The sequence below is a fragment of the Cystobacter fuscus genome (assembly GCF_044360685.1).
GTDB lineage: Bacteria > Myxococcota > Myxococcia > Myxococcales > Myxococcaceae > Cystobacter > Cystobacter fuscus_C.
Genome location: NZ_CP043491.1, coordinates 6713585 through 6738674, shown reverse-complemented (window position 1 = coordinate 6738674; position 25090 = coordinate 6713585). Strand labels below are relative to the sequence as shown.

The following is a 25090-nucleotide window of genomic DNA, read 5'->3' as shown; positions in this document are numbered from 1 at the left end:
ATCCCCTCCCGGGCCGCGAATAGAAGGGCGCGCGCCCGGGCGGAAGCGGTGTAGGACTTCCGCCCGGTGTGCCCTCGTGAGGGAGAGCGGCCGAAATGGGACAGCGACTGGGTGTGAATGTGGACCACGTGGCGACGCTGCGGCAGGCGCGTCGCGTGTCGTATCCGGATCCGGTGACGGCCGCCGCCATGGCCGAGCTGGCCGGTGCCGGGCAGATCACCATCCACCTGCGTGAGGACCGCCGCCACATCCAGGAGCGCGACCTGCGCATCCTGCGCGAGACGGTGCAGACGCTGCTCAACCTGGAGATGGCGGCCACCCAGGACATGGTGAAGATCGCCTACGAGCACAAGCCGGACGTGGTGACGCTCGTGCCCGAGCGGCGCGAGGAGCTCACCACCGAGGGCGGCCTGGAAGTCAACGGCCAGAAGGACGCGCTCGCGAAGACGATCAAGAACCTCAAGGACGGGGAGATCACCGTCTCGCTGTTCATCGACCCGGACCTGGATCAGGTGCGTGCCTCCCACAAGGTGAACGCGGACCGGATCGAGCTGCACACCGGGCGCTACTGCGAGGCGCGCAACGAGCGCGAGCGCGAGCGCGAGTTCAGCCGCATCGTGGACGCGGCCAAGGCGGGCGCGCGGCTGGGCATGGGCGTGGCCGCGGGCCATGGGCTCAACTACGACAACGTGCGCCCCATCGCGCGCATCCAGGAGATCGACGAGCTGAACATCGGCCATGCCATCGTCGCGCGCGCCGTGCTCGTGGGCTTCGAGCGTGCGGTGCGCGAGATGCTCGAGCTGATGCGCAACCCGGGCTAGGGGCGAGCACGCGCGCCATGGCGATCATCGGCCTGGGGTTGGACATCTGCTCGGTGGCCCGCATCCAGCGCATCCTGGACGGGGCCCGCGCCGAGCGCTTCCTCGAGCGCGTGTACACGCCGGCCGAGCGCGAGCTGTGCAACGCGCGCTCGGACAAGGCGAGCGCCTACGCGGCGCGCTTCGCCGCCAAGGAAGCGCTCATCAAGGCCCTGGGCGCCCCCAAGGGCCTCACCTGGCACGACATGGAAGTGGTGCGCGCGGGCGGTCCCCCGGGCTTTCGCCTGTCGGGTGTGGCGCGCATGGAGATGGAGAAGCGGCGCGCGGAGGCATTCCTCGCGCTCACCCATGACGCGGGCGTCGCCGCCGCCACCGTCGTCCTGCAAGAGAGGAGCTGAACGTCATGCGCCGTGTCCTCACCGCTGATCGGATGCGCGCGGCCGACCGCGCCGCCGGAGACCAGTTCGGCATGCCGTCCCCCTTGTTGATGGAGAACGCCGGACGGGAGCTGGCGGAGGTGGCCCGGGCACTGGGCTCGCCGGGTGGGCGCTTCCTCGTCGTGTGCGGACCCGGCAACAACGGGGGCGACGGGCTGGTGGCGGCGCGCCTGTTCCATGCCTGGGGCCGGCGGGTGACGCTGGTGCTCGTGGGGCCCCGGGAGAAGCTCACGCCGGACTCCCAGCGCAACCTGCTCGCCCTGGGGCCCTCGGGCCTCGAGCCCCAGGCGCTCGGGGAGGTGGAGGAGCCACGGGTGGGGGACGTGGTGGTGGATGCCATCTTCGGCACCGGGCTCACCCGGCCTCCCAGCGGAGAGTTCGCCAAGGCGATCGAGTACGTGCGCCGTTGGCGCGCGGCGGGAGCGAAGGTGGTGGCCGCGGACGTGCCCTCGGGGTTGCACTCGGACACCGGAGCGCCCTTCGAGCCGTGCGTGGAGGCGGACGCCACCGTCACCTTCGGCTTCCTCAAGCAGGGACAGGTGTTGGAGCCCGGCGCCACGCTGTGCGGCGAGGTGCGGTGCGTGGACATCGGCATCCCCGCCGAGGCCGTCGAGGCCCACGCGGGCGCGGAGGTCTTCCTCGTCGAGGAGGCCGATGCCCGGGGAGCGATCGCCCCGCGCCGCTCGGACACCCACAAGGGCACCTACGGGCACGTGCTGGTGGTGGCCGGCAGCCTGGGCAAGTCCGGGGCGGCGGCCCTGAGCGCGTTGAGCGCCCTGCGCGCCGGAGCGGGGCTCGTCACCGTGGCCACGCGCGCCCAGGTGGTGGAGTCGGTGCTCGGCCATGCCCCCGAGCTGATGGGCTGGCCCCTGGAGGATCGCGGCCCCCTGGGCCGGGCGGACCTGGAGTCCCTGCTCGCCGCGGCGGCTCAGAAGGACGCGCTCGTGGTGGGCCCTGGCATCCCCCGGGGAGAGGAGACGACGGCGCTGCTGGGCGAGTTGCTCGAGCGCGTGGACGTGCCCGTGGTGCTGGACGCGGACGCGCTCAACGCCGTCTCCACGGACCTGGGAGTGCTGCGCCGGGCGAAGGGGCCCGTGGTGCTCACGCCCCACCCGGGAGAGATGTCGCGGCTGTCCGGTCTGCCCACGAAGGAACTGCAGAAGGACCGGGTGAAGGTGGCGCGGGACTTCGCGCGCACGCACGGGGTGACGCTCGTGCTCAAGGGGGCGCGCACGCTCATCGCCCACGCGGATGGCACCGTGTACGTCAACCCCACGGGCAACCCGGGCATGGCCACCGGCGGCACCGGGGACGTGCTCAGCGGGGTGCTGGGCGCGCTGCTCGCCCAGGGCCTGAAACTCCCCGAGGCCGCCTGGACGGCCGTGTACGCGCACGGGCTGGCGGGAGATCTCGCCGCCGAGCGGCGGGGCCGGTTGGGCCTCATCGCCTCGGACGTGGTGAAGGGGTTGTGCTCGGTGTGGACGCGGTGGGAGCGATGAGCGCGCCCACGCGGAGCCACACGGTGCGCTCGGGCTCGCCCGAGGAGACCCACGGCCTGGGGGTGCGGCTCGGGCGGTTGCTCCAGCCGGGAGACTTCGTGGGGCTGGTGGGCGATCTGGGCGCGGGCAAGACGCACCTGGTGCGCGGCGTGGCCGAGGGCGCCGGAGTGGAGCGCTCGCAGGTGGCCAGCCCCACCTTCGCCATCGTCTACCCCTACCAGGGGCGCCTGACGCTGTACCACGCGGACCTCTACCGGCTGGCCGACTACGACGAGCTGTACGCCACGGGCTTCCTGGACATGGTGGGCGGCGAGGGCGCGCTGCTGGTGGAGTGGTTGGATCGCATCCCCGAGGCCGCGCCGCGTGAGTACCTGCGGCTCACCCTGCGCGAGGTGGGCGAGGAGTCCCGGGAGCTGGTGGCCGAGGCCTGGGGCGCGCGGCCCGCCCGGTTGCTCGAGGACTGGTTGCTGGCCGAGCGCTGACCGGGCCACACGGGCGGCGCCCGGACGTACGTGCAGCGAACAACAGATGAACGGGCCGTGCGCTCCGGAGCGGGGGGGTTGGCATATCCTGCGCCCATGAGCCCCTCCCACGCCCTGAAGTGGTTCCTGCTCATCCCACTCGCCAGTGTGGTGCTGGTGGGGTGTGGCGCCATCGAGCCTCCGCCTCCGGAATACCCCCACGCCACCGTCACCTTCGACGTGACGGTCCCCGACGGGACACCGGCCGAGGCCGTCATCACCGTCCTGGGCTCGCATGCCTCGCTCGGCGGGAACGTGGCCCCGGGCTTCTACCTGCGCCGCCAGGCCGACGGGCACTACACGGGGATGGTGCGCCTCCCGGTGGACGCGGAGGTCTCCTACACGCTCTGGCGGGAGGACGTCTGGATGCCGGAGCTGTCCACCGAGGGCTCGCCCATGCCGCCCCGTTCCTTCCAGGTGAAGGGGAACATGACGGTGAGCGCCCAGGTGGCCCGCTGGGGGGAACCGCTCCAGGGTCCCCCGTCTCCCTAGGGCCGCCTCGCCGCCCGGGACTCAGTGCCGCGGGTCCAGCTCCTGCACCTTCCACTGGTGGAACACGAGGCCGCTGTCCACGCCGATGACGCTGTCCTCGGCCACCTCGTGCCAGTGGTCCTCGCCCGACAACCGCTCACTGGCGAGCACGAACTGCTCGAGCCGATCCCCCGGCTTGGGCGCTCCCACGTCCTTGCGGTGGGGGCAGCGGCCCGTCTCGGGGGCGGTGTCCGACAGGAAGAGCGAGCGGTTGCGCCGCGTGGCCACCATCACGTCCCCGTTGGTCACCAGGAAGTTCATGGACGAGCCATCCTGCCCGGGCTCATCCGTGAGGCGCGACACCAGCCCCATCGTCTCCGCCAGCGCCCGGGCCACCTTCTCCACGCACGCCGGGGCCTCGAAGTGCTGCCCCTGCTCGGCCAGCCGGGTGAGGAAGAGGTAGAAGCAGCGCTCGGTGTCCGTGGCTCCCTGGATGAGGGCGCGCAGATCCTCCCGGATGAGCGCTTCCATCGCCGCCTGGTGCCGGGCGAAGTTCCTCACCGTCCCGTTGTGGACGAAGCACCACCGGCCATGGGTGAAGGGGTGGGCATTGCGCTTCTCCACCTGGCCCACGGACGCCAGACGGATGTGCGCCACCACCGTGCGCGAGGACACCCGGCTGCTGACCCGCTCGAAGTCCGGGTCGCAGTGCGCCGGACCCAGTCCGTGCGCGACAAACGGATTGTCTCCCGCTTCATAGGCGGCGATACCCCACCCATCCTTGTGCTCCCGCGACTGACGCAGGAGGGAATTCTTCTCCGTGACCAGGGAAGGATGGACGGCGACGGGAATAGCGGATCGGAAACCAAAGAGGCGGCACATAGGCTTGCTTGTTTGATGATAACGGCCGGCCCAGGGCGGAAGTTCCCTCGAATGCCTCTTGTGCAACCAGAATCATGCACAAAGGGCTCGTTCCTGCTCTACCACGACATGGCCTCCCTTGATCACAATCCGCGCGTGATTGATTCCCAGGTGATAGGGAAGGTGGCGATAGTTTGAACACGAAAAGATGACAAGATTGGCGGGGTCGCCCACGGCGATGCGTCCTTCGGACTTCAAACCCAGCGCGAGCGCGGCCCCCCGGGTGGCGGCCCAATAGGCCTCGGCGGCCGTCAGCCCGTTCTCCAGGCAGGCGAGCCCCAGGGCGAGGGGAAGGTTCTCGCTCATGGCCGAGCCGGGGTTGAGGTTGGTGCCGAGCGCCACGTTGACGCCCGCGTCGCGCAGCTTGCGCCCGGGGGCATAGGGGCGCACCCGGAGGAAGAGGGTGGCGGTGGGCACGAGCACGGCCGACACCCCCGCGGCCGCCAGGGCCTGGATGCCCGCGTCGCTCACCTGCTCCAGGTGATCCGCGCTGGCCGCGCCCAGCTCGGCCGCCAGCTCCGCGCCTCCCGAGGCGCCGAGCTGATCCACGTGCAGCCGCAGCTGCAACCCCCGCTTCCGGGCCGCCAGCAGCACGCGGCGCGCCTCCGCGTGCGTGAAGGCGCCCTGCTCGACGAACACGTCGCAGAAGCGCGCCAGGCCCTGCTCGGCCACCGCGGGGATGATCTCCTGGATGCACAAGTCGAGGTAGGACTCGCGCCACTCGCGGTACTCCTCCGGCACCGCGTGTGCGCACATGAGGGTGGGGATGAGCTCCACGGGCTGGAGCGTGGACAGCCGCTGCACCACCCGGAGCATCTTCAGCTCGTCCTGGAGCGACAGGCCGTAGCCGCTCTTCACCTCGGCGGTGGTGATGCCGTACTCGAGCATCAGCTGGAGCCGGGGCAGGGCGAGCCGGATGAGATCCTCCTCGCTGGCGAAGCGGGTGGCGCGCACGGTGTTGGCGATGCCGCCGCCGGCCTGGGCGATCTGCAGGTAGGTGGCGCCCTGGCAGCGCAGGTCGAACTCCGCCGCGCGCTCGCCGGCGAAGACGGCATGGGTGTGGGGGTCCACGAAGCCCGGGCCCACGAACTGGCCATGTGCGTCCAGCACCCGGGTGCTGGGGCCCACCGCGCCCGGGGGCAGGGCGCTCTCGGAGCCCACGTACCAGACCTTGCCGCGGCGCACGCCGACACAGGCATGGGGCTGGGGCGTGAGGGCGCGCTCGGCGGGCTCCTGGGGGGAGCCCTCCACGGTGAGCACCTCGGAGGTGTTGCGGATGAGCAGCTCCAGGGTTTCCATCGTGTCACTCGGTGAGGCCGGGGATGCGCACGCCCCGGGTGCGCGCCGTGTCATGGGCCTCGGAATAGCCCGCGTCGGCGTGGCGCAGCACGCCCATGGCGGGATCGGACGTCAGCACGCGCTCGATGCGGCGCGCGGCCTCGGGGGTGCCGTCGGCGACGATGACCTGGCCGGCGTGCAGCGAATAGCCCATGCCCACGCCCCCGCCGTGGTGGAAGGACACCCACGAGGCCCCGTTCACCGCGTTCACCAGGGCGTTGAGGATGGGCCAGTCGGCCACCGCGTCCGTGCCGTCCTTCATGGCCTCCGTCTCGCGGTTGGGCGAGGCGACCGAGCCGCAGTCCAGGTGATCCCTCCCGATGACGATGGGGGCCTTGAGCTCGCCCTTGCGCACCATCTCGTTGAAGCGCAGGCCGGCCTTCGCGCGCTCGCCATAGCCCAGCCAGCAGATGCGCGCGGGCAGGCCCTGGAACGCCACGCGCTCGCGCGCCAGCGTGAGCCAGCGGCGCAAGGACGCCTTCTCCGGGAACAGCTCCAGCACCGCCTCGTCCGTGCGGCGGATGTCCTCGGGGTCTCCCGAGAGCGCCACCCAGCGGAAGGGCCCCATGCCCTCGCAGAAGAGCGGGCGGATGTAGGCGGGCACGAAGCCGGGGAAGTCGAAGGCGCCCTCCAGCCCGGCCAGCTGCGCCTGGGCCCGGATGTTGTTGCCGTAGTCGAACACGTGGCTGCCCGCGCGCGCGAAGTCCAGCATCGCCTGCACCTGCACGGCCATGGACTGGCGCGCGCGCTCCACGTAGCCCTGGGGGTCGCGCTGGCGCAGCTCGGCGGCGGCCTCGAGCGACAGGTCCGCGGGGATGTAGCCGTTGAGCGGATCATGCGCGCTCGTCTGGTCCGTCACCAGGTCCGGCTTGAGCCCCCGCTGGTACAGCTCGCGGAACACCTGGGCGGCGTTGCCGATGACGGCGATGGAGCGGCCCTGGCGCCTGGCCTGCGCCTCCTTCACCAGCGCGAGCGCCTCGTCGAGATCCTTGGCGACGACGTCGAGGTAGCGCGTCTCCACGCGGCGCCGGGCGCGCGTGGGATCGATCTCCACGCCGAGGAAGACGGCGTTGTTCATGGTGGCGGCCAGGGGCTGGGCGCCGCCCATGCCGCCGAGGCCGCCGGAGAGCACGAGCCGGCCGGACAAGTCATCCGAGCCGAAGTGGACGCGGCCGGCCTGGGCGAAGGTCTCGTAGGTGCCCTGGAGGATGCCCTGGGTGCCGATGTAGATCCACGAGCCGGCCGTCATCTGGCCGTACATCATCAGCCCCTTCTTCTCGAGCTCGAAGAAGTGGTCCCAGTTGGCCCAGTTGCCCACGAGGTTGGAGTTGGCGATGAGGACGCGGGGGGCATCGGGGTGGGTGCGCAGGATGCCCACGGGCTTGCCGGACTGGACGAGCAGGGTCTCCTCGTCGGTGAGGCGCTGGAGGCTCGCGACGATGCGCTCGAACGAGGGCCAGTCGCGCGCGGCCTTGCCGATGCCGCCGTAGACGACGAGATCCTCGGGGCGCTCGGCCACGTCGGGATCCAGGTTGTTCATCAGCATCCGGAGGGCGGCTTCCTGGACCCAGCCCTTGCAGGACAGGGTGGTGCCACGGGGGGCACGAATGGTGCGGGACATGTGTTCCTCAGGGGTCCTTTGTGTCCGGACAGTAACCGAAGAGGTGGGCGGATGCGCGTTCCGCGACGGCGGATTGTACGAAATCGCCTGCAATTCTCAGGGCTTGTGGGGCGCTCGGCGTGAGGTGACGAACTCGTGGGCGCGATCGAGCAACTTCATGACCGCGCGCTCGTGGTCCCCGCCGCACTCGCGCAGGAATGACACGTGCCAGCCCTCGTAGCGCGCCGCGGGTTCCACCTCGTCGAGCCAACGCCGGAAATCACGCCACTCCTGATCCGTGCCACCGTTGAACTGCGTGTTGGAGGCCCAACCGATGGTGAACGCGACGAGCGACTCAACGGTGTCAAAGCCGGTGACGGACCAGAGTCCCCGTCCTTCCAAGATGGACTCGCGTGCGTGCAGCAGGGCATCCATGAGCCCCACCTGGCGCCCCTGCCACTTGTCGGCAAGAGGCACCTCCTTGCCCACCTTCCATTCACTCATGGCGCTGTCACCACTTCATGAAGGACCTGGCTCACGCCTGATGTTCCGAGTCTCGTCATGTATTCCGTCAGTGGGAGGCCCTTCAGACCAGTATAGGCATCAATGACTTTATCCCCGAGCTTCACGGCGAGATGATTGCCTGTGATCGCGACTTGATAGCTCTTGACCAAGGCGCCCTTGGTGGAAATGTCGTTGAAACTCAGCAAGCCGGACTCTCCTTCGACCCTGAAGCGGATGTACTCAGGCCGTTGACCCAGCTTGGTCAATCCCTCGTGAACGGTTCGTGCGACCCGCTCGCACTCGCCCGCCTTGCGGTTGGCGATGCTGAAGGCGTTCTGGAACGCCACCAGCCACCCCGGCATCCGTCCGATGTCCTGGAGCGCCAAGTACTGGTCGACGACACACACCATGTCCCCCGCCAGCAGGCACGCCTTGAGCCGGGCCCGGATCGAGTCGTCCCCCGGTAAGGGGGGATTCCCGAGCACCCGCAGGGGGAGCAGGCAGAGCAGCAGCAGGGCGGGGCACGCTCCACTCCGTGTCGGGGTCGGGACCCTCATGGCGGACGCCGCCTGAAGCTATAGCTGTTTGAAGGCGGCGTTGAGGTTCGTGGCGTTCTTCAGGATCAGTGAGCTCAGGCCGAGCAGATCCGCCGGCGTGATCTGCTCCTTCGCCGAGGTTGTCTTGATGGCATCACCCAGCTCTTGCAGGCCCTGCCTCAAGGGGCCGAGCGCCTCCAGGGCAATCCTGCCTTTATTCACACCCTCGTCGAGCTTGGCCAGCAGCGCGCCGTGCTGCTGCGACAGATTGGACATCGTCGACGCGTTGGGGGCGAAGGCGAGGCTGTTGCCTACTTGCTGGGCTGGGGCCGAGGCATGGGCCGGGGTTGGCGTCTGTGGGGCTGGGGCGTTCAGGCTACCCACCAGCCCGCTGAATTGCTGCAGCAGGCCGCCCAGTTGCTGGAGCGTCGAGGCGGGGGCGGGGGGCGCACTCGTTCCGGCGACGCCTCCAGTGCCCGCCACGGAGGGCTGGGACACGGCATGGCCCGCGCCCGCTGGTGAACCAAACTGCTGGGAAATGAGCTTGCTCAAATCGCCATCGCGGATGCTGCCCTGCTGAACTTTCTGGCTGAGCTCGCCCACCTGCTGGGCCAGGGTCATCTGGGCTTCGGACGGCTTCTTGGACGAGAACGCTGAGAAGAAAGAGAAGACGCCTGGCTTGTCCAAGGCCTTCATGACCGTGGACTGGTGCTCCGCGAGCATCATGCTCAGGTTCTTCGTGTCGTCCGGCATGAACTGCTCTTTCGCCGAGGCTTCCCCGGAGGCATGGGCCAGCTTCTGCGCGCTCTCCATCAAGGGGCCCAGTTCCTCCTGGGAAATCCTTCCCGCCTTCAAGCCTCCGGCGATCCGGCCCAGCAACTCCCCCTGCTGCTGATTCACGAAGGACAGCACGGCCTTGGCCCTGTCGGGGGCCAGGGGGCCGTTGCCCGTTGCCTGCGTCTGGGCGGACGCCTGTACGTTTCCCGAGGTCTGGGGCCTGGACTGGTGGGCCGGACCCGTCACCCCAGCATGGGCGTTCGGCTTGGAGACCGTGAAGCTGTCCTGTGGCGCGGAGGCCGATGGAGTGTGGACGTGGCTGGAGGTGCCAGCCGCGTGGGTCGTCCCCTGCTGCTTGCCGGCGGTCTCCTCGGGCTTGCCTGGTGCCTGGCTGGTCTGTGCTTGCGCCGGAGTGTTCCGGGGTGGCAGCGGGGGGGCTGAAGTGTTTCTGGTCGAGGAGATCGTCACGAGAGACTCCGGTTGTTCCGAACCCATGAACCACTCGGTGAGGTCATTTCCTGATAATCCGAGAAAAAGACAGGAAAGCAGTCATCCATGGATATATGGAATATTGCGTATTCATGAAATAACACAAACGTTCGTGGATTTCCCAGGGTTTCTGTAGTCGTGACCCGATGGGGTTGCGCCACGGCGTCATCGGCTCAGGAGACACGGGACGTCCGGGTCATTCCGTGCTAGGCGCCGCGCCATGAGCCGCATCTACCGTTCGCTTCCTCCCGCTGGTACCCGCATCGGTCTCGCCTTCTCGGGCGGTCTCGACACCCGCGCCGCCGTCGCGTGGATGTCCCGCAAGGGACTCGACGTGTACGCCTACACGGCCGACCTCGCCCAACCCGACGAGAAGAACCCCGCCGACATCCCCCCCATCGCCCTGGGCCACGGTGCCAAGCAGGCCAGGCTCGTGGACTGCCGCGAGGCCATGGTGCGCGAGGGCCTCGTCGCCATCCAGTGCGGCGCCTTCCACCTGTCCGTGGGCGGCAAGAAGTACTTCAACACCACGCCGCTCGGCCGCGCCGTCACCTCCACCGCCATCGTGCGCGCCATGCGCGAGGACGGCGTGCACGTCTTCGGCGACGGCAGCACCCACAAGGGCAACGACATCCAGCGCTTCTACCGCTACGGCATCCTCGTGGACCCGGCGCTGCACATCTACAAGCCCTGGCTGGATCCCGAGTTCGTCAGCGCCTTCGGTGGCCGCAAGGAGATGAGCGAGTACCTGCACTCGCTCCAGCTGCCCTACCGCATGGGCACCGAGAAGGCCTACTCCACCGACGCCAACGTGCTGGGCGCCACGCACGAGGCCAAGGATCTGGAGCACCTGGACAAGGGCATGAACATCGTGGAGCCCATCATGAGCGTGGCGCACTGGCGCCCCGAGGTGGACATCCGCGCCGAGCGCATCACCGTGGAGTTCGCCCAGGGCCTGCCCGTGTCCCTCAACGGCAAGCGCTTCGACTCCCTCTTCGAGCTCTTCCTGGAGTGCAACCGCATCGGCGGGCGGCACGGTCTGGGCTCGAGCGATCAGATCGAGAACCGCGTCATCGACGCCAAGAGCCGTGGCATCTACGAGGCCCCCGGCATGGCGCTGCTCCACATCGTCTACGAGCGCCTGCTGTCCTCCATCCACAACGAGAACACGACGGATCTCTACTTCACCCTGGGCCGCCGGCTCGGCCGGCTGCTCTACGAGGGCAAGTGGTTCGATCCCGAGGCCCTGCTGCTCAAGGACTCGCTCACCCGGTGGGTGGCCCCCAGCATCACCGGCAGCGTCACCCTGGAGCTGCGCCGCGGCGACGACTACACGCTGCTCGACACCCAGGCCGAGCACATGGCCTACGATCCGAGCAAGCTCTCCATGGAGAAGGTCGAGAGCGCCTTCAGCCCCGAGGATCGCATCGGCGCCCTGGAGATGCAGAACCTCTCCGTGGGCGACAACCGCAGCCTGCTCCTGCACCACCTGTCCAGCGTCCGCCGCCTGCCCGGCGCCACCGGCACCGGCATCTCGCAGCTCCTGGAGGAAGGCGAGGAGAGCTGAGCCGTTCCAAGGGCCTCCCGGAAGGGGGGCCCCGCCCGGTTGCTCAGGCCTCGCGTGAGAACGAGAAGGAGCCGTACACCGAGACGAATCCCGTCGCCACCAGGCCCACGAGGAACAACATGGGCCCCCACGACAGGACGCCGTTGAAGATCATCCACGACAGGCACACCACGAGCACCCCCAGGGGGGCGAAGCGCAGCGGCTCGGGACGTGGTACCTCCGGGCGCAGCGCCATCAAGCCCAACACCCCGACGAGCAGCAGCGCCACGAAGACGGCCAGGGGCTGATCCCAACCCGCGTCGTGCGGCATGTCGAGCAGGTTGTAGACGACGTCGGACGAGGCGGGTGTCTGGTCCATCACGCGCAATTGCGGCGGCCCCGCGCTCGGGCCCCGGAGGGTCGCGGAGGTGGGCCTGGACTCCCAGGAGAGGAACAGCGACAGCAGGCACAACGCCACGCCGGCGAGCGCCACGGGGGCCAGTCCGACCCGCAGCTGGCGCGGATCGAAGAAGCGGCTCCAGCCATCCTCTCCCACGTACACCTTGCGATACTGATCGAAGCCGATCAACGCCGCGCCTCCCGCCCACAACACCGGGGTGATGCCCACGCCGAGCATCCGGAGCGCCAGCACCGCCACCACCACCGCGTACAGCGCGGGCACCGCCGGGTGCAGCAGGGAGTCGGGCACCCAGTCCACCAACGCGTGCCGCTGGTCCACTGCGCGCAGCTCCCGCGCCACCACCAGCCAGCCTCCCGCCAGCGTCACCAGCGACCAGAGCGGTCCGACGTCCGCGAAGAAGGGGAGGATGGAGAGCACCACCGCCACCGCCAGCAGCCCCACGCCCAGCACGCTCGGCGAGTGGGCCGGTACGTGCGCCAGCCAGATGGGACCGTCGTAGGGCGGACCCCGGGGCTCCTCCGGCTCCGCGCGCTCCGGTTCCCGCGCGACGCGTCTGACCGGAGCGATCTCGGGCTGCTCGTCGGTCTCATCTCCAGGAAGGGCGGCGCGCGCCGGTGCGTCGCGCCTCTCGGCCGCAAGGGCGGGCCGGGCGCCGGTGCGGCGCGCTCCGGGCGGGGGCGTGGGCATCTTCGCCCCACAGTTCTCGCAGTAGCGCAGGGCGACGTCCCGCGCGATCTCTCCGCACTCCTGGCACTGCATGGGTATGGCCTCCGCTCCCCGGGTCCTTCACGCCGCCCCGAGCCGGAGCGGCGCCTGCCGACTCACTGCTTCGCGGTGGGCCCTTCCGCGGTCAACTCCTTCATCCACGTCGCCAGCGTCTGCGGATCGATCGGGCCCACGTGCTTGCCGCGGATGATGCCCTGGCGGTCGATGAAGTACGTCTCCGGCACGCCCGCCACCCCGTAGTCCACCGCCATGCGCGAGCGCGGATCCACCAGCTGCGGGAAGCTCGCGCCCATCTGCATCAGGAACTGCCGCGCGTTGTCCTCGGTGTCCTCGAAGACGATCCCCAGGAAGCGGGCCTGGTGGCCGAACTCCCGCGCGCCCCACTCGAGCACCGGATGCTCCATCTTGCAGGGGCCACACCAGGACGCCCAGAAGTTGAGCACCACCGGCCGGCCCCGGAGCTCCGCCAGGCTCACCCGCTCGCCGCTGTCCAGCGCCGCCAGGGTGAAGGAGGGCGCCGGCTGGCCCTTGAGCATGAAGGGCACCTCGTGCGGGTTGCGCCCGAAGCCCTTGTAGAGCACCCCCACCAGCGCCAGACACAGCGCGATGAAGCTCAGCGTGATGCGCCACTTCATGCCGTCCCCCGGTTCATCTCACCCGCCTCGGGAGGTGCACCCGCCACGGGGGCGCGCGACTCCACCACCGCCCGGGCCCGGCGCGCCGGCCACAGCGCGATGAGCGTGCCCAGCACCAGCAGCGGGATGCTCCACCAGATCCACCCCACCAGCGGGAAGATCCACGCGTTGAAGCTCGCCGTGCCCCGGTCCTCGGAGAAGGCCATCAACGACAGATACAGGTCCTCCTTCGGCGTCGAGCGCACCGCGGGCGTGCCCACCGGATCCGTCATCGTCTCGTAGTAGTTCATCCGGGGGGCCATCTCGCTGACCTCGCCGTTGGGGGCCGTCACCTCCACGCGCGTGGCCACGAAGGTGCGGTGCGGCTCCTTGCCACTCGTGAGCCCCAGGTACTTCACCCCGTAGTCGCCAATCTTCAGCGTCTGGCCCACGCGCACCGTGCCCGAGGTGCGCGTCACGTAGGCGGACGAAGCGCCCACCGCCACGAGGATGACGACGATGCCCAGGTGGACGATGTAGCCGCCGAAGCGCCGGCGCGCCTTGGTGGCGCTGCCCACGAGCGCCGTGACGAAGCCCTCGCGGTGCTCGCTCATGCGCACCTTCACCGGCAGGAAGAGCTCGCGCAGGGTGATGACGGTGACGAAGCCCGCCAGCCCGAAGGTGAGCAGCGGATAGAAGCCCCTGAGGCCCCCGGCGAGGCACGCGGCGACGATCGCCACGCCCACCGCCGCCGGAATCCAGAAGCGCTCCCTCACCGTCTTCGGATCCGCGCTGCCCCAAGGCAGCATCGGCCCCACGCCCATGAGGAAGAGCACCATGACGCCGCCGGGCACCGCCATCTTGTTGAAGTACGGCTCGCCCACGCTCACCTTGATGCCGCGCACCGCCTCGGAGATGAGCGGGTAGAGCGTGCCGAGCAGCACCGTGAAGGTGATGGCCACGAACACCAGGTTGTTCACCAGGATGGTCGTCTCGCGCGACAGGAGCGACTTGATCTGGCTCTCGGCCACCAGCAGCGGCCCGCGCACGGCCAAGAGCGCGATGGACACGAAGAGCAGGATCGCGATGAACACCAGGAACGTGGGCCCGATGTCCGACTGGGTGAAGCTGTGCACCGAGTTGAAGATGCCCGAGCGCGTCATGAACGTGCCCAGCACCGTGAGCACGAAGCTGGAGAGCACCAGGCTCAGCGTCCACAGCTTGAGCATCTTCTTGCGCTCGTGCACGAGCGTGGAGTGCATGAAGGCGGTGGACGTCAGCCACGGCAGGAAGGACGCGTTCTCCACCGGATCCCACGCCCAGTAGCCGCCCCAGCCGAGCACCGCGTACGCCCACCACGCGCCCAGGATGATGCCGATGGACAGGAACAGCCAGGCGAAGAGCGTCCAGCGCCGCAGGGGCGCCATCCACGCATCCCCCATCTCCCCGCGCAACAGCGCCGCCACCGCGATGCCAAAGGGCACCGTCATGCCCACGTAGCCCAGGTACAGCATGGGCGGGTGGATGATCATCAGGTAGTGGTTCTGCAGGAGCGCGTTGGGGCCCGGCCCGTCCGGAGGCACCGGCGACATCGCGTGGAAGGGGTTGGCCGGCCCCGCGATGAGGAAGCTGAAGAAGACGCCCACCGCGAGCATGGTGCCCAGCGCGAGCGACATGTAGCGCGCGTGCTCGCGCCGGTGCGTGAGGGCGAACGCCAGCACGTAGCCGCCCATGATGAGGCCCCAGAAGAGGATGGAGCCTTCCAGCGCGCTCCACAGCGAGACGATCTTGTAGATCGTCGGCGTGGCGCGGCTGCCCACCTGCGCCACGTACTGGACGCTGAAGTCATCGGTGAGCAGCGCCCACTCCATGACGAGGTTGGCGCCCACCATGCAGGCCGCGAAGCCGTACACGCAGCGCAGCACCCAGGGGAAGGCCGCGTCGTTGCGGCGCATCCCGCTGACCAGTCCCACCAGCGCCCCGAAGCTCGCGAACGCGAGCCCCCCGAGCACCAGCGCGTAGCCGAGTGTCGCCGTCACGGAGTCCTCGCCGCCGTGGTGGCTTCCTGCTTCTGCATCTCCTCGAACATCTTCTTCACGTCGTCATCCGTCTTGGGCGCCCGGTACTCGTTGGAGTGGTTCACCATGAGCCGGCTGCCCTGGAACGTCTGGGACGCGTCGAAGGTGCCCTCCACCACCACGCCGATGCGCTCGCGGAACATCTGCGGCGGCACCTCGTTGGTGCGCACGAGCACCTGGGGCGCCCCTGGCTTCTCGTCGTCCATGACGCGGAAGTGCAGGGTGGTGTGCTGCTCGTCCCACTGGATGCTGCCCGGCTGCACCTGGCCGCCCAGGCGGATGATGGGGCCGTAGGCCTTGGAACCCTGGGCCAGCATCTCCGAGGGCCGCCAGTAGTAGACGAGGTTCTCGCCGATGTTGCCAAAGGCCACCAGGGCCAGGCCGCCGCCGGCCACCAGCAAGGCCACCACGGCGATGAGACGGTTGCGCGTCTGCTGCGTCATGGCGCTACTCCTTCGACTCGTTCACGGCCTTGCCGGGACGGCGCAGCCACAGGGACAGGGCATAGAGCGCGAGCGAGCCCCAGGCGATGGCGTAGGAGCTCCAGATGTAGCCCCAGCCTCCCTGGATACGACCCACGCCCACCTCGGCGAGCACGAGACCGGTGTGCATTGCCGACATCATCAAACCACCTCCGAGGCATTGGCGCGCGTGTCCGTGGGCAGCGCCGAGGGCAGGGCCACCTCCGCCTCGCGCGTGGCGAGGGCGATGCGGTAGCGGTGCAACAGGAAGAGCACGAGCAGGATGAGCGAGGCCCACGCGTTGACGCGCAGCGCCAGCACCATGTCCGGATCCACCGTCTTGGGCGTGGACTGCACCTGGTGCAGGCTGCGCCACCACTGCACGCTCTTCCAGACGATGGGCATGTTGATGCCGGAGATGATGCCCACCACCGAGCTCCACACCGCGCGCTTCTCCGGATCCTCCACGAAGCGGCGCAGCGCCGTGTAGCCCACGTACGTCACCAGCATGATGGCCATGGCCGTCAGCCGCGGATCCCAGTCCCAGTACACGCCCCAGGTGGGCTTGCCCCAGATGGACCCGAGCACCAGGCCGTAGGTGCCGAACAGCAGCCCGATCTCGGCCGCCGCCTCCGCCAGCGCGTCCGTCTTCCAGCTCGCCTTGAAGAGGTAGGCGATGCAGCAGCCGAAGTTGATGACCAGCGCCAGCATCGCCATCCACATGGCCGGCACGTGCACGTAGATGATGCGGTAGACGTGCCCCATCTCCCGCTCGGGCGGCGTCCAGACGAGCCCCATCCACGACCCCAGCGCCAGCAGCACCACCGCCGCCCCCGTCATGGCGTAGAGCGCCGGCCGGGCGTTGAAGCGCGAGCCCACCGGCGCCCACTTCACGCCCAGGTAGATTCCCAGCGCGACGGACCCCAACGCCGCCGTCGTCGATACCAGCTGCAGCACCGTGTTCATGACGATTTCAGTCCTCGATGACCCGGGGGAAGAGCGCGAAGCCTAGCCCCCAATAAATCAGGTTGAACCCGGAAAGCAGCCCGTACCATGAGGCGAGCTGTTCCATGGGATCACCCTGGAGCACCAGTGACGTCGCCTTGGCGGCGGCGAGCAGTGCCGGAATGATGAGCGGGAACAGCAACAGCGGAAGCAGCACATCTCTTGCCCGCGCGTTGCTGGCGATGGCCGAGTACACCGTGCCCGGCGCGCTGATGGCCATGCAGCCGAGCACCAGGGTGAGCGCGAAGGGCAGGGGGCCCATGGTCACCTGCACGCCATAGAGCGCCACCATGACGGGGATGAGCAGCGCGCCCAGCGCCACGAGCAGGAGCGTGTTGCCCACCGCCTTGGACAGGAAGATGGCGCGCGCGTCCGCCGGGGCCAGCCGCAGCCCGTCCAGGGTGAGGTTCTCCTGCTCCACCCGGAAGGACTCGCCCAGGGCGAGCACGCTGGCGAAGAGCAGCGCGAGCCACAGGTAGCCCCCGGCGTTGCGCGCCAGCAGCTTCGTGTCCGGCCCCACCGCGAACGAGAAGAGCAGCAGCGTGGCGAGCGCGAAGAAGATGAGCGCGTTGAGGCGCGCGCGCGTTCGCCACTCGATGAGCAGATCCTTGGCCAGCAGGACTCCCACCGATCTCGGCAGGGAGATGGCGCGCCCGGGCCTCATGCCGCCACCGCCCGTCCATCCGACAGGTGTAGCCGTTCCTCGCACAGGCTCAGTCCCTGCTCGATGAGGTGCGTGGCCAGCACCACGGTGACTCCGGAGTCCTTCAGCTCGCCGATGATCTTCTCCATGGCCTGGATGCCCGAGGGATCCAGCTCGCCGAAGGGCTCGTCCAGGAGCGCCACCGCGGGCGTCTTGAGCAGCAACCGGGCGATGGCCAGGCGCTTGCGCATGCCGGCGGAGAACTGGCGCACGGGGCTCTGCGTGCGCTTCGTCAGGCCCACCTTGGCGAGCAGCGTGTCCGCCACGTCCGTGGGGGACTCCATCCCGAGCAGTCGCGCGAGCACCATCAGGTTCTGCCGGCCGGTGAGGTCCTCATAGAGGAAGCTCGCGTGGGACAGCAGGGCGACCTCGCGGCGCACGCTGTCGCGCTGGGCCACGCAGTCCAGGCCCCGCACCTCCACCCGGCCATGGGTGGGGGAGAGCGCCGTGGCCACCAGCCGCAGGAGCGTCGTCTTTCCGGAACCGTTGTGACCGGTGAGCAGCAGCGAGCGGCCCTGGGGCAGGGCATAGCTCAGGCGCGCGAGCGCCCAATGGCGGCCATACCGCTTGCTGACGTCGTGGAGGGCGAGCGCGGGGGGCGCGGCGGGGGAGGCGTCCATCGGCGGGAGCGTTCGTAACTGGAAACTTCTTCGCACTCCAGCGAAAGCACCTCCGGCTGCCTGGATAGGAGACGGGACGCACGGTCAACGAAGGTTGCCCCGCGGGGTAGGAGATCGCCCTGGGAGGGCACTTTCCCCCTCCCGGGCTCCTCCTTGCCCTCTCCCTACATCCGCCTACGAAGTGGAAGTTTTTTCAGAGCCCGAGACACGTGTCTTCAGCTCTCCCGGCCCCGAGAGCAGGCGGCCAGCCGTGCACGGCCCCCCTTGTCTTCGGCGGAACGCATGCTCTTTCCGGCCGAAGACACCTCACTTGCACCGATCTTTCCGCGTGGACTTCATGGTGAGGGAACAGACTTACCCTTCTCGATGACTCGCTTGCCCGGTGTGGGCGGGCCTCGTGGATGGCACACCGTGTGCAAACCATCCGGGGCGGGAAGCATGCGGCGTCATCTGGAGAGGAATCAGCGATGGACATGCGAGGGGTTGTTCGGAGGGCGATGAAATCCGCGGCGGCCGGGGTGTTGCACCACAGCGGGCTGCGCAAGGCGCTGGCGGCCTACCGGCGGCACCAGTCGGGTGGGCGGCGGATCCTCATCGTCAGCTACCACCGGGTGGTGGAGGATTTCTTTGGTGAACTGCAGCGCTCCATTCCGGGGTTGCTCATCTCCCAGGAGACGTTCCGGCGCCACCTGGAGGGCCTGTCGGCGGCGGGCTACAAGTTCGCGACGATCGGCGAGGCGCTGGACGTGATGTCCGGGGCCCGCACCGCGCACGAGGACCTGTGCGTCGTCACCTTCGACGATGGCTACCGGGACGTGTACCGCTATGCCTATCCCGTCCTGAAGGAGATGGGCGTGCCGGCCATCACCTATCTGCCGGCGGATCTCATCGGCACCAACCACCGCTTCAACCATGATCGGCTCTTCCACCTGGTGAGCAGCGTCCAGGCCAAGGGCTACCAGCCGCTGTTCGACGTGCTGCCCGAGCCGGCCGCGGGGCTGATGGTGGAGGTGATGTCCGGGCGCAAGCGCCTGTCCGCGGCGCTCGATGACTTCATCGGCGTGCACTCCTCGGCCACGCTCATGGACACCATCCGCGCGCTCGAGGAGCGGCTCGGTCCAGACGCGCAGCTGATTCCCGAGCAGGGCGACTTGATGAACTGGGACGAGGTGCGCGCCATGTCGCGCGACGGCTTCGAGTTCGGCGCGCACACGCTCGGCCACGTGGTGCTCACGCACGAGCCGCTCGACGTGGTGGAGCGCGAGGTGCGCGAGTCCAAAGCGGTCATCGAGCGGGAGCTGGGCAAGCCCGTGCGCGACTTCGCCTACTGCAACGGCTGGTACTCGGACGACGTCATCGACGTGCTGATGCGCAACGGCTTCCGTTCGGCCGTCACCACCGAGGACATGAACAACCGCATCGGCGGCAACCCCTTCACCCTCAAGCGCAAGGTGCTGTGGGAGAACTTCAGCGTGGGGGTGACGGGCGGCTACTCGTCGAGCCTCACGGTGTGCCAGCTGGATGACTGCTTCGGCACGCTCGGCATGCGCGAGCCGGTGCTGGGCCGGCGTCCGCAGCGCCTCAAGAAGGAGGGACAAGAGGTCCTTCCGTCCGGGGCCAACACGCCCAATCCCATCATCATGACGGAAGGAGCCGCCTGGTGAGTGAGAAGTCGGGGTCCGCCGCGCCCGCCGCTTCCTTCATGGGGAAGGCGGGCCCCCTGGTGTTGGCCCGGTTGTTCACCGCCGGGCTGACGTTGTCCATTCCGCTGGTACTGGCGCGGGTGCTGAGCCTCGAGGAGTACGGCACCTACTACCAGCTCTTCCTCATCGCCACGACGCTCTACTACGTGCTGCCCTTCGGGGTGGTGCAGAGCCTCTACTACTTCCTGCCGCGAGCGGAGGAGAAGCGGCCGTGGCTGGGGCAGACGCTGCTCTTCATGTCCGGCGCGGGGGCGGTGGCCGCGGCGCTGGTGTGGGGACTGCTCGGCCTGGTCGCCAACCATTTCGGCAACCCGGCGCTGCTCGAGCACCGGGCAACATTGGCGCTCTATACCGCCTTCCTGCTCGGCTCCTTCCCGCTGGAGATTTCCCTCACCAGCCAGGGCAGGACGAAGCAGTCGGCGATCGTCTATCTCGTGTCGGACGCCGTGCGCGCGGCCGCCATGGTGGTGCCGTGCCTGTTGGGCACGGGCCTGCATGGGATGATGCTGGCGGTGGTGGGCTTCACCTTCCTGCGCTTCGTGGCCACGTGGGTGGTGGCGTTGCGGGGCACCACCGGACCGCTGATGCGCTCGGAGCTGTGGCGTCAGCAGCTCGTCTACGCGGCTCCCTTCGGGGCGGCCATGGCGCTCGCGATTCCACAGCAGAACGCCCACCTCTATATGGTGGCGGGCGTGGTGAGCCCGGCCCTGTACGCGCTCTACCGCGTGGGCTGCTTCCAGTTGCCCGTGGTGGATCTGCTCTACACGCCCACGAGCGAGGTGCTCATGGTGCGCCTGGGCGAGCTGGAGAAGCAGGGCCGTCTGGAGGAGGGCGTGGGAGCGTTCCGCGAGGCCGCGGGCAAGCTGGCCTTCCTCTTCCTGCCCTTCGCCGCGTTCCTCTTCGCCGCCGCGCCCGAGTTCATCGGGGCGCTGTTCGGCGCGAAGTTCCTGCCCGCCGTGCCCATCTTCCGCGTGAGCGTGGTGGGCGTGGTGCTCGCCATCCTGCCCATGGACGGGGTGCTGCGCGCCCGGGGACACACGCGGGCCATCTTCCTGTCCTACCTCATCAAGGCGGTGGTGACGGTGCCGCTCGTCTGGGTGGGGGTGCGCCAGTTCGGAATGATGGGGGGCGTGGTGTCGTGGGCCCTGGCGGAGCTGGTGGGCAAGTGCTCGCTGCTCGTCCGGGTGCCGGCGGCCCTGTCCACGCCGTCGCTGCGCCTGCGCATCCGGGACATCATCCCCTGGCGCGAGCTGGGCAAGGCGTCGCTCGCCGCGTTCGCCGCCGCCGCGGTGGTCTTCGTGCTGCGCCTGGGGACGGAGCATGCCTGGGGGGGTCTGCCCGAGGGCTTCGTCTGGAGGACGCTGCCGTTGGCCGTGGCCGGACTGCTGTTCGTGCTGGGCTATGTGGGTGTTCTGTATGCCACGGGTGTGCGGCCGCTCGGGCTGCTCGCGCGTGCCCGCCGCGGCGGGTGATCGCGCCGAGCTTCGACTACCCGACACCGGGAGTTGCGGGGGGACTCCCGGCCCTCGGGGGGCATATCTAGCTTGGGGCTCTATTCAACAGGGGAGAGGCGTGATGGGGATCGATGCGATGTCGCTGTACCGGCTCGGACACAAGCTGCACCGGAGGGGCGTGCCTGTTCTTCCCGCGGTGCTGCGCAAGGCCATCCACTTCCTGCATGGTTCGTATCTGCCGCCCGAGGCGGAGATCGGCGAGGGGACACAGCTGGGTTATGGCGGCATGGGCATCGTCATCCACAAGGACGCGAAGATCGGGCGCCACTGCCTCATCTCGCACCAGGTGACGGTGGGCGGCCGCTCGGGGCTCAAGGATCTGCCGGTGATCGGCGACTACGTGCGCATTGGCGCGGGCGCCAAGATTCTCGGCAACGTGCGCATCGGTGACTTCGCCATCATCGGCGCGAACGCCGTGGTGGTGAAGGACGTGGCGCCCGGCTCGGTGGTGGGTGGCATTCCGGCCCGGGAGATCCGCAAGGATCCGGATCCGCTCGCCACCTACGAGCGGGAGATGGGCCTGCGGCCTCCGATGGCTCAGCGCAACGAGGTGGTGCAGTCCATCCCGTCCGCCGCGCGCTAGCGCCCGAGGAGAGTCCACATGCGAGTGCTCCTCGTTGGCGACTATCCGCCACCGCATGGTGGCGTGGCGGTCCACGTGCAGCAACTGCACGACTCCCTGCGCGAGCGCGGAGTGGAGTCAGTGGTGTTGGACATCGGCAAGGGCGGCCGTCCGGCCCCGGGCGTCATCTCCGTGCGCACTCCGGCCCAGTACGCCCGGCGGCTCGCGGGGTTCATCCGCGAGGGGTGGACGGTGCATGTCCACACCAGTGGGAACAATCCGAAGGCGTGGGTGCTCGCGGCCACCGGGGCCCTGCGCGTCCCTGGCTCCAAGCGCGTCATCACCCTGCACTCGGGGCTGTTGCCGGACTACCTGGCCGCGTCCCCGTCACGGCGGGCGTTCGCTCGCCTGGTGCTCATGGGCTACTCCCACGTGGTGGCCGTGTCCGAGGCGGTGCGCGCGGCGCTCGTGCGCTGCGGAGTCCCCGCGGAGAAGATCCTCGTGTACCCGGCCTTCTGCGGCTCGCAGGTGCGTCCGGGCGAGGTGACCCCGGCGATCCAGGCGGCTCGCGAGCGCCGTCAGGTGCTGCTGGCCATGGCGCACCACCCCTCGCCCGTCTATGGACGCGGGTTGATGTTCCGCGCGTTGCGCCAGCTCGCGGACGCGCGGCCCGGCGTGGGGCTCGCGGTGTTCGGACCGGGAACGCATTGCGAGGAGTTCCAGCGGGACGCCCGGGAGCACGGGGTCGAGTCGCTGCTGGAGAACCTGGGGGAGCTGGCGCACCCGGAGGCGCTCGCGTTGATGAAGCGCTGCGACGCCTTCATCCGGCCCACCACGCATGACGGGGATGCCATCTCCGTGCGCGAGGCGCTCGCGCTGGGGGTGCCGTGCGTGGCGAGCGACGTGTGCACCCGGCCCGAGGGGACCTTCACCTTCCGCGCGGGCAGCGCGGAGGAGCTGACCCGGCGGGTGCTGCAGGCCCTGGACGCCGGACCCGCGCGGGTGGTGTCGCCCGATGCCGGACCGGTCTTGATGAAGCTTTACGGTGATTTGACTCAATCGACGATTGTCGGAGGCGAGCTACATGCGGCGCAGTGAGGAAATGGATCTGGCCCGCCGGGCCCTTCGTGGCAGGGATCTGGTGGTGTTCTCGAACGACTGGGATGGGGACCCGCTGTCGAAGGTCCACATCATGCGCATCCTCTCACGCGACAACCGCGTGCTCTGGGTGAACAGCATTGGCAACCGGGCGCCCAAGGCCAACGCGCATGACGTCAAGCGCATCTGGAACAAGCTGGCCAAGTTCACCGAGGGCGTGCGCGAGGTGGAGCCCAACCTCTTCGTGCTCGCGCCGCTGGCGGTGCCCTTCTACGGCTCGGAGGCGGTGCGCGCGTTGAACCGCTCGCTCCTGCGCGCCCAGGTGCAGCGCGCCATGCGCCAGCTGCACTTCAAGCGGCCCATCTCCTGGTCCTTCCTGCCGGCCTCGGCGCCGGTGTCCGGACGGCTGGGCGAGGAGTTCGTCGTCTACCACTGCGTGGACGAGTTCTCCGCCTTCAGCGACACCAACGGGCGCCACATCGCGGAGATGGAGCAGCAGTTGCTCAAGCGCGCCGACCTGGTCATCACCTCGGCCGAGCGCCTGCGGGAGAACAAGGCGCGCGTCAATCCGAGCACGGTGCTGGTGCGCCACGGCGTGGACTTCAACCACTTCGTGAAGGCCTGCGACGCGTCCACGCCCATCCCGGCGGACATCGCGAACCTGCCCAAGCCCATCCTGGGCTTCTTCGGGCTGGTGGCCGACTGGGTGGACACCGAGGCGATCGCCGCGGCGGCCAAGGCGCACCCCGAGGGCTCGGTGGTCATCATCGGCAAGGTGGCGCCGGACGTGGATCCCTCGGCGCTCAAGGCCCTGCCCAACGTGCACTTCCTCGGCCGCAAGTCCTACTCGGAGCTGCCCGGCTACTGCCGCGCCTTCGACGTGGCGCTCATGCCCTTCCGGGTGAACGAGCTCACGCTCAACGCCAACCCGCTCAAGGTGCGCGAGTACCTGGCGGCCGGCCTGCCGGTGGTCTCCTCGGACATCCCCGAGGTGCGCAAGGTGGGGTTGTGCAAGCTGGCCACGGACGAGGCGGACTTCGTGCGGAAGATCGACGAGTGCCTCGCCGAGGGGGCCGGCCCGTCCCGTGAGCGCGCCGAGCGCATCCGCCACGAGAGTTGGGAAGCCAAGGTGGAGGAGATCCGCCAGCATGTGGGCGAGGCCATGGTGAAGGCCGGTCGCGGGCTGTAGGCCCTCGGGCCCCAGGGGTTCATCGGTTCAGCACCGCGCGCCGCCTCCCGAGAGAAGGGGGGCGGTGGCGCGGTTTTTCCGTGCTCGGGAGTGATGGCGGGAGGGGGGCGAGTCCGCCTAGTATGGCGCTTCGCGGCAATCGGCCGGAATCGTTCATGGGCTACGTCCACATCATCCGAGACTTCGCATCGCCCCAAGAGGGGATTTCCCGCACCGTGCGCATCTACACCCCGGACGCGTATGACCACGCGCCGGAGCGGCGCTTTCCGGTGCTCTACATGCACGACGGGCAGAACGTCTTCGCCCACCCCGAGTCGGCCATCTACGAGACGTGGTGTGCCAACGCCACCCTGGATGCGCTCGTGGCCGAGGGGCGGGTGGAGCCGTGGATCATCGTCGCCGTGGACTCCACGCACAACCGGCTCGCCGAGTACTCGCCCTGGGACGAGCCACGCAGCCACGTGCGGGCACAAGGCGAGCCCTACGTGCGCTTCGTCACCCAGACGCTCATGCCCTACGTGGACTCCGTCTACCGCACCCGCACGGGCCCCGAGTCGACGGCCGTCATGGGCTCGTCGCTCGGGGGGCTCATCTCCCTGTACATGGGCTGGCGGCACCCGGAGCTGTTCGGCCGCATCGGGGGCCTGTCGCCCTCGGTGATGTGGGGGTGGGGCCGCTTCTTCTCGGAGTGGACCCGGCACACCCGGCGCTGGTCGCGCATCTACCTGGACGCCGGCCTGCACGAGACGGTGGATCCCGTGGGCTACGTCATGCGCTACGGCGAGGCCACGCGCGACTTCTACCACCACCTCAAGGGCCTGGGTTACGGCGACCACGAGCTGGCGCTCGTGCTCGAGCCGGGGGGCCACCACCACGAGAAGGACTGGCAGCGCCGGCTCCCCCTCGCGATGAACTGGCTATTGAGCTGAAGCGCCGCGC

Annotated in this window: 26 protein-coding genes; 12 read left to right on the top strand and 14 right to left on the bottom strand. The window is 69.2% G+C overall.

Translation table 11 applies throughout. The features are described 5' to 3' along the window. Nucleotides 1–95: 95 nt before the first annotated feature. From F0U63_RS27585 to F0U63_RS27565, 5 genes are all read left to right on the top strand, one after another. Nucleotides 96–821, top strand: coding sequence for a pyridoxine 5'-phosphate synthase (locus tag F0U63_RS27585; RefSeq protein WP_395834082.1), 726 nt, complete (start codon nt 96–98; stop codon nt 819–821). A gap of 17 nt (nt 822–838) precedes the next feature. Further along, on the top strand, nt 839–1216 hold the full coding sequence (gene acpS, locus F0U63_RS27580; protein WP_395834080.1) for a holo-ACP synthase: 378 nt from the start codon (nt 839–841) through the stop codon (nt 1214–1216). Between the two features lie 5 nt (nt 1217–1221). Next, a complete protein-coding gene (locus F0U63_RS27575; protein WP_395834078.1) occupies nt 1222–2754 on the top strand; it encodes an NAD(P)H-hydrate dehydratase in 1533 nt (510 codons plus the stop codon). After that, on the top strand, nt 2751–3236 hold the full coding sequence (gene tsaE, locus F0U63_RS27570) for a tRNA (adenosine(37)-N6)-threonylcarbamoyltransferase complex ATPase subunit type 1 TsaE (RefSeq protein WP_395834076.1): 486 nt from the start codon (nt 2751–2753) through the stop codon (nt 3234–3236). Before F0U63_RS27575 ends, tsaE begins: the two co-directional genes overlap by 4 nt. Before the next feature lie 96 nt (nt 3237–3332). Then, nucleotides 3333–3767 carry a hypothetical protein gene (locus tag F0U63_RS27565; protein WP_395834074.1) on the top strand — a complete coding sequence of 145 codons (435 nt, stop codon included), beginning with the start codon at nt 3333–3335 and terminating at the stop codon, nt 3765–3767. A gap of 21 nt (nt 3768–3788) precedes the next feature. Here F0U63_RS27565 and F0U63_RS27560 read toward each other — a convergent pair whose 3' ends face one another. The 6 genes from F0U63_RS27560 to F0U63_RS27535 all read right to left on the bottom strand — a co-directional run bounded on the left by F0U63_RS27560 (nt 3789) and on the right by F0U63_RS27535 (nt 9557). Then, complete coding sequence (locus F0U63_RS27560) at nt 3789–4628, bottom strand: class II glutamine amidotransferase (protein WP_395834072.1); 840 nt, start codon at nt 4626–4628, stop codon at nt 3789–3791. A 72-nt stretch (nt 4629–4700) separates the two neighbouring features. After that, nucleotides 4701–5966: an imidazolonepropionase gene (hutI, locus tag F0U63_RS27555; RefSeq protein ID WP_395834070.1), complete on the bottom strand. Its 1266-nt coding sequence runs from the start codon at nt 5964–5966 to the stop codon at nt 4701–4703. 4 nt (nt 5967–5970) lie between these two features. Continuing rightward, entirely contained in the window at nt 5971–7626 is a 1656-nt protein-coding gene (hutU, locus tag F0U63_RS27550; RefSeq protein WP_395834068.1) for a urocanate hydratase, read from the bottom strand. A 96-nt stretch (nt 7627–7722) separates the two neighbouring features. Beyond that, complete coding sequence (locus F0U63_RS27545; protein WP_395834066.1) at nt 7723–8109, bottom strand: hypothetical protein; 387 nt, start codon at nt 8107–8109, stop codon at nt 7723–7725. Next, complete coding sequence (locus F0U63_RS27540; RefSeq protein WP_395834064.1) at nt 8106–8519, bottom strand: hypothetical protein; 414 nt, start codon at nt 8517–8519, stop codon at nt 8106–8108. Before F0U63_RS27540 ends, F0U63_RS27545 begins: the two co-directional genes overlap by 4 nt. A 165-nt stretch (nt 8520–8684) precedes the next feature. Beyond that, the gene (locus F0U63_RS27535; protein ID WP_395834062.1) at nt 8685–9557 is read right to left on the bottom strand and encodes a hypothetical protein; all 873 of its coding nucleotides are present in this window, start codon (nt 9555–9557) and stop codon (nt 8685–8687) included. A gap of 574 nt (nt 9558–10131) precedes the next feature. Here F0U63_RS27535 and argG point away from each other — a divergent pair. Further along, nucleotides 10132–11478: an argininosuccinate synthase gene (argG, locus tag F0U63_RS27530; protein WP_395834060.1), complete on the top strand. Its 1347-nt coding sequence runs from the start codon at nt 10132–10134 to the stop codon at nt 11476–11478. A gap of 43 nt (nt 11479–11521) precedes the next feature. Here the strand turns inward: argG and F0U63_RS27525 are convergent, their stop codons facing one another. The 8 genes from F0U63_RS27525 to ccmA form a co-directional block, all read right to left on the bottom strand. Continuing rightward, nucleotides 11522–12637, bottom strand: coding sequence for a hypothetical protein (locus F0U63_RS27525; protein WP_395834058.1), 1116 nt, complete (start codon nt 12635–12637; stop codon nt 11522–11524). A gap of 62 nt (nt 12638–12699) precedes the next feature. Continuing rightward, nucleotides 12700–13239: a TlpA family protein disulfide reductase gene (locus tag F0U63_RS27520; RefSeq protein WP_395834056.1), complete on the bottom strand. Its 540-nt coding sequence runs from the start codon at nt 13237–13239 to the stop codon at nt 12700–12702. Beyond that, entirely contained in the window at nt 13236–15257 is a 2022-nt protein-coding gene (locus F0U63_RS27515; RefSeq protein ID WP_395834054.1) for a heme lyase CcmF/NrfE family subunit, read from the bottom strand. The genes F0U63_RS27520 and F0U63_RS27515 overlap by 4 nt, the downstream gene beginning before the upstream one ends. Beyond that, nucleotides 15254–15739 carry a cytochrome c maturation protein CcmE gene (locus F0U63_RS27510; RefSeq protein WP_002629003.1) on the bottom strand — a complete coding sequence of 162 codons (486 nt, stop codon included), beginning with the start codon at nt 15737–15739 and terminating at the stop codon, nt 15254–15256. The genes F0U63_RS27515 and F0U63_RS27510 overlap by 4 nt, the downstream gene beginning before the upstream one ends. Before the next feature lie 4 nt (nt 15740–15743). Continuing rightward, nucleotides 15744–15908: a hypothetical protein gene (locus F0U63_RS27505; protein WP_002629004.1), complete on the bottom strand. Its 165-nt coding sequence runs from the start codon at nt 15906–15908 to the stop codon at nt 15744–15746. An 11-nt stretch (nt 15909–15919) separates the two neighbouring features. Beyond that, nucleotides 15920–16723 carry a cytochrome c biogenesis protein CcsA gene (gene ccsA, locus F0U63_RS27500; RefSeq protein WP_395834052.1) on the bottom strand — a complete coding sequence of 268 codons (804 nt, stop codon included), beginning with the start codon at nt 16721–16723 and terminating at the stop codon, nt 15920–15922. A 7-nt stretch (nt 16724–16730) separates the two neighbouring features. Further along, entirely contained in the window at nt 16731–17426 is a 696-nt protein-coding gene (locus tag F0U63_RS27495) for a heme exporter protein CcmB (protein WP_395834050.1), read from the bottom strand. Beyond that, nucleotides 17423–18085, bottom strand: a complete 663-nt coding sequence (ccmA, locus tag F0U63_RS27490) for a heme ABC exporter ATP-binding protein CcmA (protein WP_395834048.1) — start codon at nt 18083–18085, stop codon at nt 17423–17425. The genes F0U63_RS27495 and ccmA overlap by 4 nt, the downstream gene beginning before the upstream one ends. Nucleotides 18086–18633: 548 nt before the next feature. Here ccmA and F0U63_RS27485 point away from each other — a divergent pair. From F0U63_RS27485 to F0U63_RS27460, 6 genes are all read left to right on the top strand, one after another. Beyond that, the gene (locus tag F0U63_RS27485) at nt 18634–19749 is read left to right on the top strand and encodes a polysaccharide deacetylase family protein (protein ID WP_395848432.1); all 1116 of its coding nucleotides are present in this window, start codon (nt 18634–18636) and stop codon (nt 19747–19749) included. Continuing rightward, the gene (locus F0U63_RS27480) at nt 19746–21260 is read left to right on the top strand and encodes a lipopolysaccharide biosynthesis protein (RefSeq protein ID WP_395834046.1); all 1515 of its coding nucleotides are present in this window, start codon (nt 19746–19748) and stop codon (nt 21258–21260) included. Before F0U63_RS27485 ends, F0U63_RS27480 begins: the two co-directional genes overlap by 4 nt. Nucleotides 21261–21363: 103 nt before the next feature. Further along, a complete protein-coding gene (locus F0U63_RS27475; protein WP_395834044.1) occupies nt 21364–21885 on the top strand; it encodes a serine O-acetyltransferase in 522 nt (173 codons plus the stop codon). Nucleotides 21886–21903: 18 nt separating this feature from the next. Then, nucleotides 21904–22962 (top strand): glycosyltransferase family 4 protein, encoded by a 1059-nt coding sequence (locus F0U63_RS27470; protein WP_395834042.1) that lies wholly within the window; start codon nt 21904–21906, stop codon nt 22960–22962. Beyond that, a complete protein-coding gene (locus F0U63_RS27465) occupies nt 22949–24151 on the top strand; it encodes a glycosyltransferase (RefSeq protein WP_395834040.1) in 1203 nt (400 codons plus the stop codon). The genes F0U63_RS27470 and F0U63_RS27465 overlap by 14 nt, the downstream gene beginning before the upstream one ends. 155 nt (nt 24152–24306) lie before the next feature. Further along, nucleotides 24307–25080 (top strand): alpha/beta hydrolase, encoded by a 774-nt coding sequence (locus F0U63_RS27460; protein ID WP_395834038.1) that lies wholly within the window; start codon nt 24307–24309, stop codon nt 25078–25080. Nucleotides 25081–25090 lie beyond the last annotated feature (10 nt).

Excerpts from the sequence above, each read along its gene's own strand:
- F0U63_RS27585 (WP_395834082.1), top strand. The coding sequence starts at position 96 with ATGGGACAGCGACTGGGTGTGAATGTGGACCACGTGGCGACGCTGCGG.
- acpS (WP_395834080.1), top strand. The coding sequence starts at position 839 with ATGGCGATCATCGGCCTGGGGTTGGACATCTGCTCGGTGGCCCGCATC.
- F0U63_RS27575 (WP_395834078.1), top strand. The coding sequence starts at position 1,222 with ATGCGCCGTGTCCTCACCGCTGATCGGATGCGCGCGGCCGACCGCGCC.
- tsaE (WP_395834076.1), top strand. The coding sequence starts at position 2,751 with ATGAGCGCGCCCACGCGGAGCCACACGGTGCGCTCGGGCTCGCCCGAG.
- F0U63_RS27565 (WP_395834074.1), top strand. The coding sequence starts at position 3,333 with ATGAGCCCCTCCCACGCCCTGAAGTGGTTCCTGCTCATCCCACTCGCC.
- F0U63_RS27560 (WP_395834072.1), bottom strand. The coding sequence starts at position 4,628 with ATGTGCCGCCTCTTTGGTTTCCGATCCGCTATTCCCGTCGCCGTCCAT.
- hutI (WP_395834070.1), bottom strand. The coding sequence starts at position 5,966 with ATGGAAACCCTGGAGCTGCTCATCCGCAACACCTCCGAGGTGCTCACC.
- hutU (WP_395834068.1), bottom strand. The coding sequence starts at position 7,626 with ATGTCCCGCACCATTCGTGCCCCCCGTGGCACCACCCTGTCCTGCAAG.
- F0U63_RS27545 (WP_395834066.1), bottom strand. The coding sequence starts at position 8,109 with ATGAGTGAATGGAAGGTGGGCAAGGAGGTGCCTCTTGCCGACAAGTGG.
- F0U63_RS27540 (WP_395834064.1), bottom strand. The coding sequence starts at position 8,519 with ATGGTGTGTGTCGTCGACCAGTACTTGGCGCTCCAGGACATCGGACGG.
- argG (WP_395834060.1), top strand. The coding sequence starts at position 10,132 with ATGAGCCGCATCTACCGTTCGCTTCCTCCCGCTGGTACCCGCATCGGT.
- F0U63_RS27525 (WP_395834058.1), bottom strand. The coding sequence starts at position 12,637 with ATGCAGTGCCAGGAGTGCGGAGAGATCGCGCGGGACGTCGCCCTGCGC.
- F0U63_RS27520 (WP_395834056.1), bottom strand. The coding sequence starts at position 13,239 with ATGAAGTGGCGCATCACGCTGAGCTTCATCGCGCTGTGTCTGGCGCTG.
- F0U63_RS27510 (WP_002629003.1), bottom strand. The coding sequence starts at position 15,739 with ATGACGCAGCAGACGCGCAACCGTCTCATCGCCGTGGTGGCCTTGCTG.
- F0U63_RS27505 (WP_002629004.1), bottom strand. The coding sequence starts at position 15,908 with ATGCACACCGGTCTCGTGCTCGCCGAGGTGGGCGTGGGTCGTATCCAG.
- ccsA (WP_395834052.1), bottom strand. The coding sequence starts at position 16,723 with ATGAACACGGTGCTGCAGCTGGTATCGACGACGGCGGCGTTGGGGTCC.
- F0U63_RS27495 (WP_395834050.1), bottom strand. The coding sequence starts at position 17,426 with ATGAGGCCCGGGCGCGCCATCTCCCTGCCGAGATCGGTGGGAGTCCTG.
- ccmA (WP_395834048.1), bottom strand. The coding sequence starts at position 18,085 with ATGGACGCCTCCCCCGCCGCGCCCCCCGCGCTCGCCCTCCACGACGTC.
- F0U63_RS27475 (WP_395834044.1), top strand. The coding sequence starts at position 21,364 with ATGGGGATCGATGCGATGTCGCTGTACCGGCTCGGACACAAGCTGCAC.
- F0U63_RS27470 (WP_395834042.1), top strand. The coding sequence starts at position 21,904 with ATGCGAGTGCTCCTCGTTGGCGACTATCCGCCACCGCATGGTGGCGTG.
- F0U63_RS27465 (WP_395834040.1), top strand. The coding sequence starts at position 22,949 with ATGCGGCGCAGTGAGGAAATGGATCTGGCCCGCCGGGCCCTTCGTGGC.
- F0U63_RS27460 (WP_395834038.1), top strand. The coding sequence starts at position 24,307 with ATGGGCTACGTCCACATCATCCGAGACTTCGCATCGCCCCAAGAGGGG.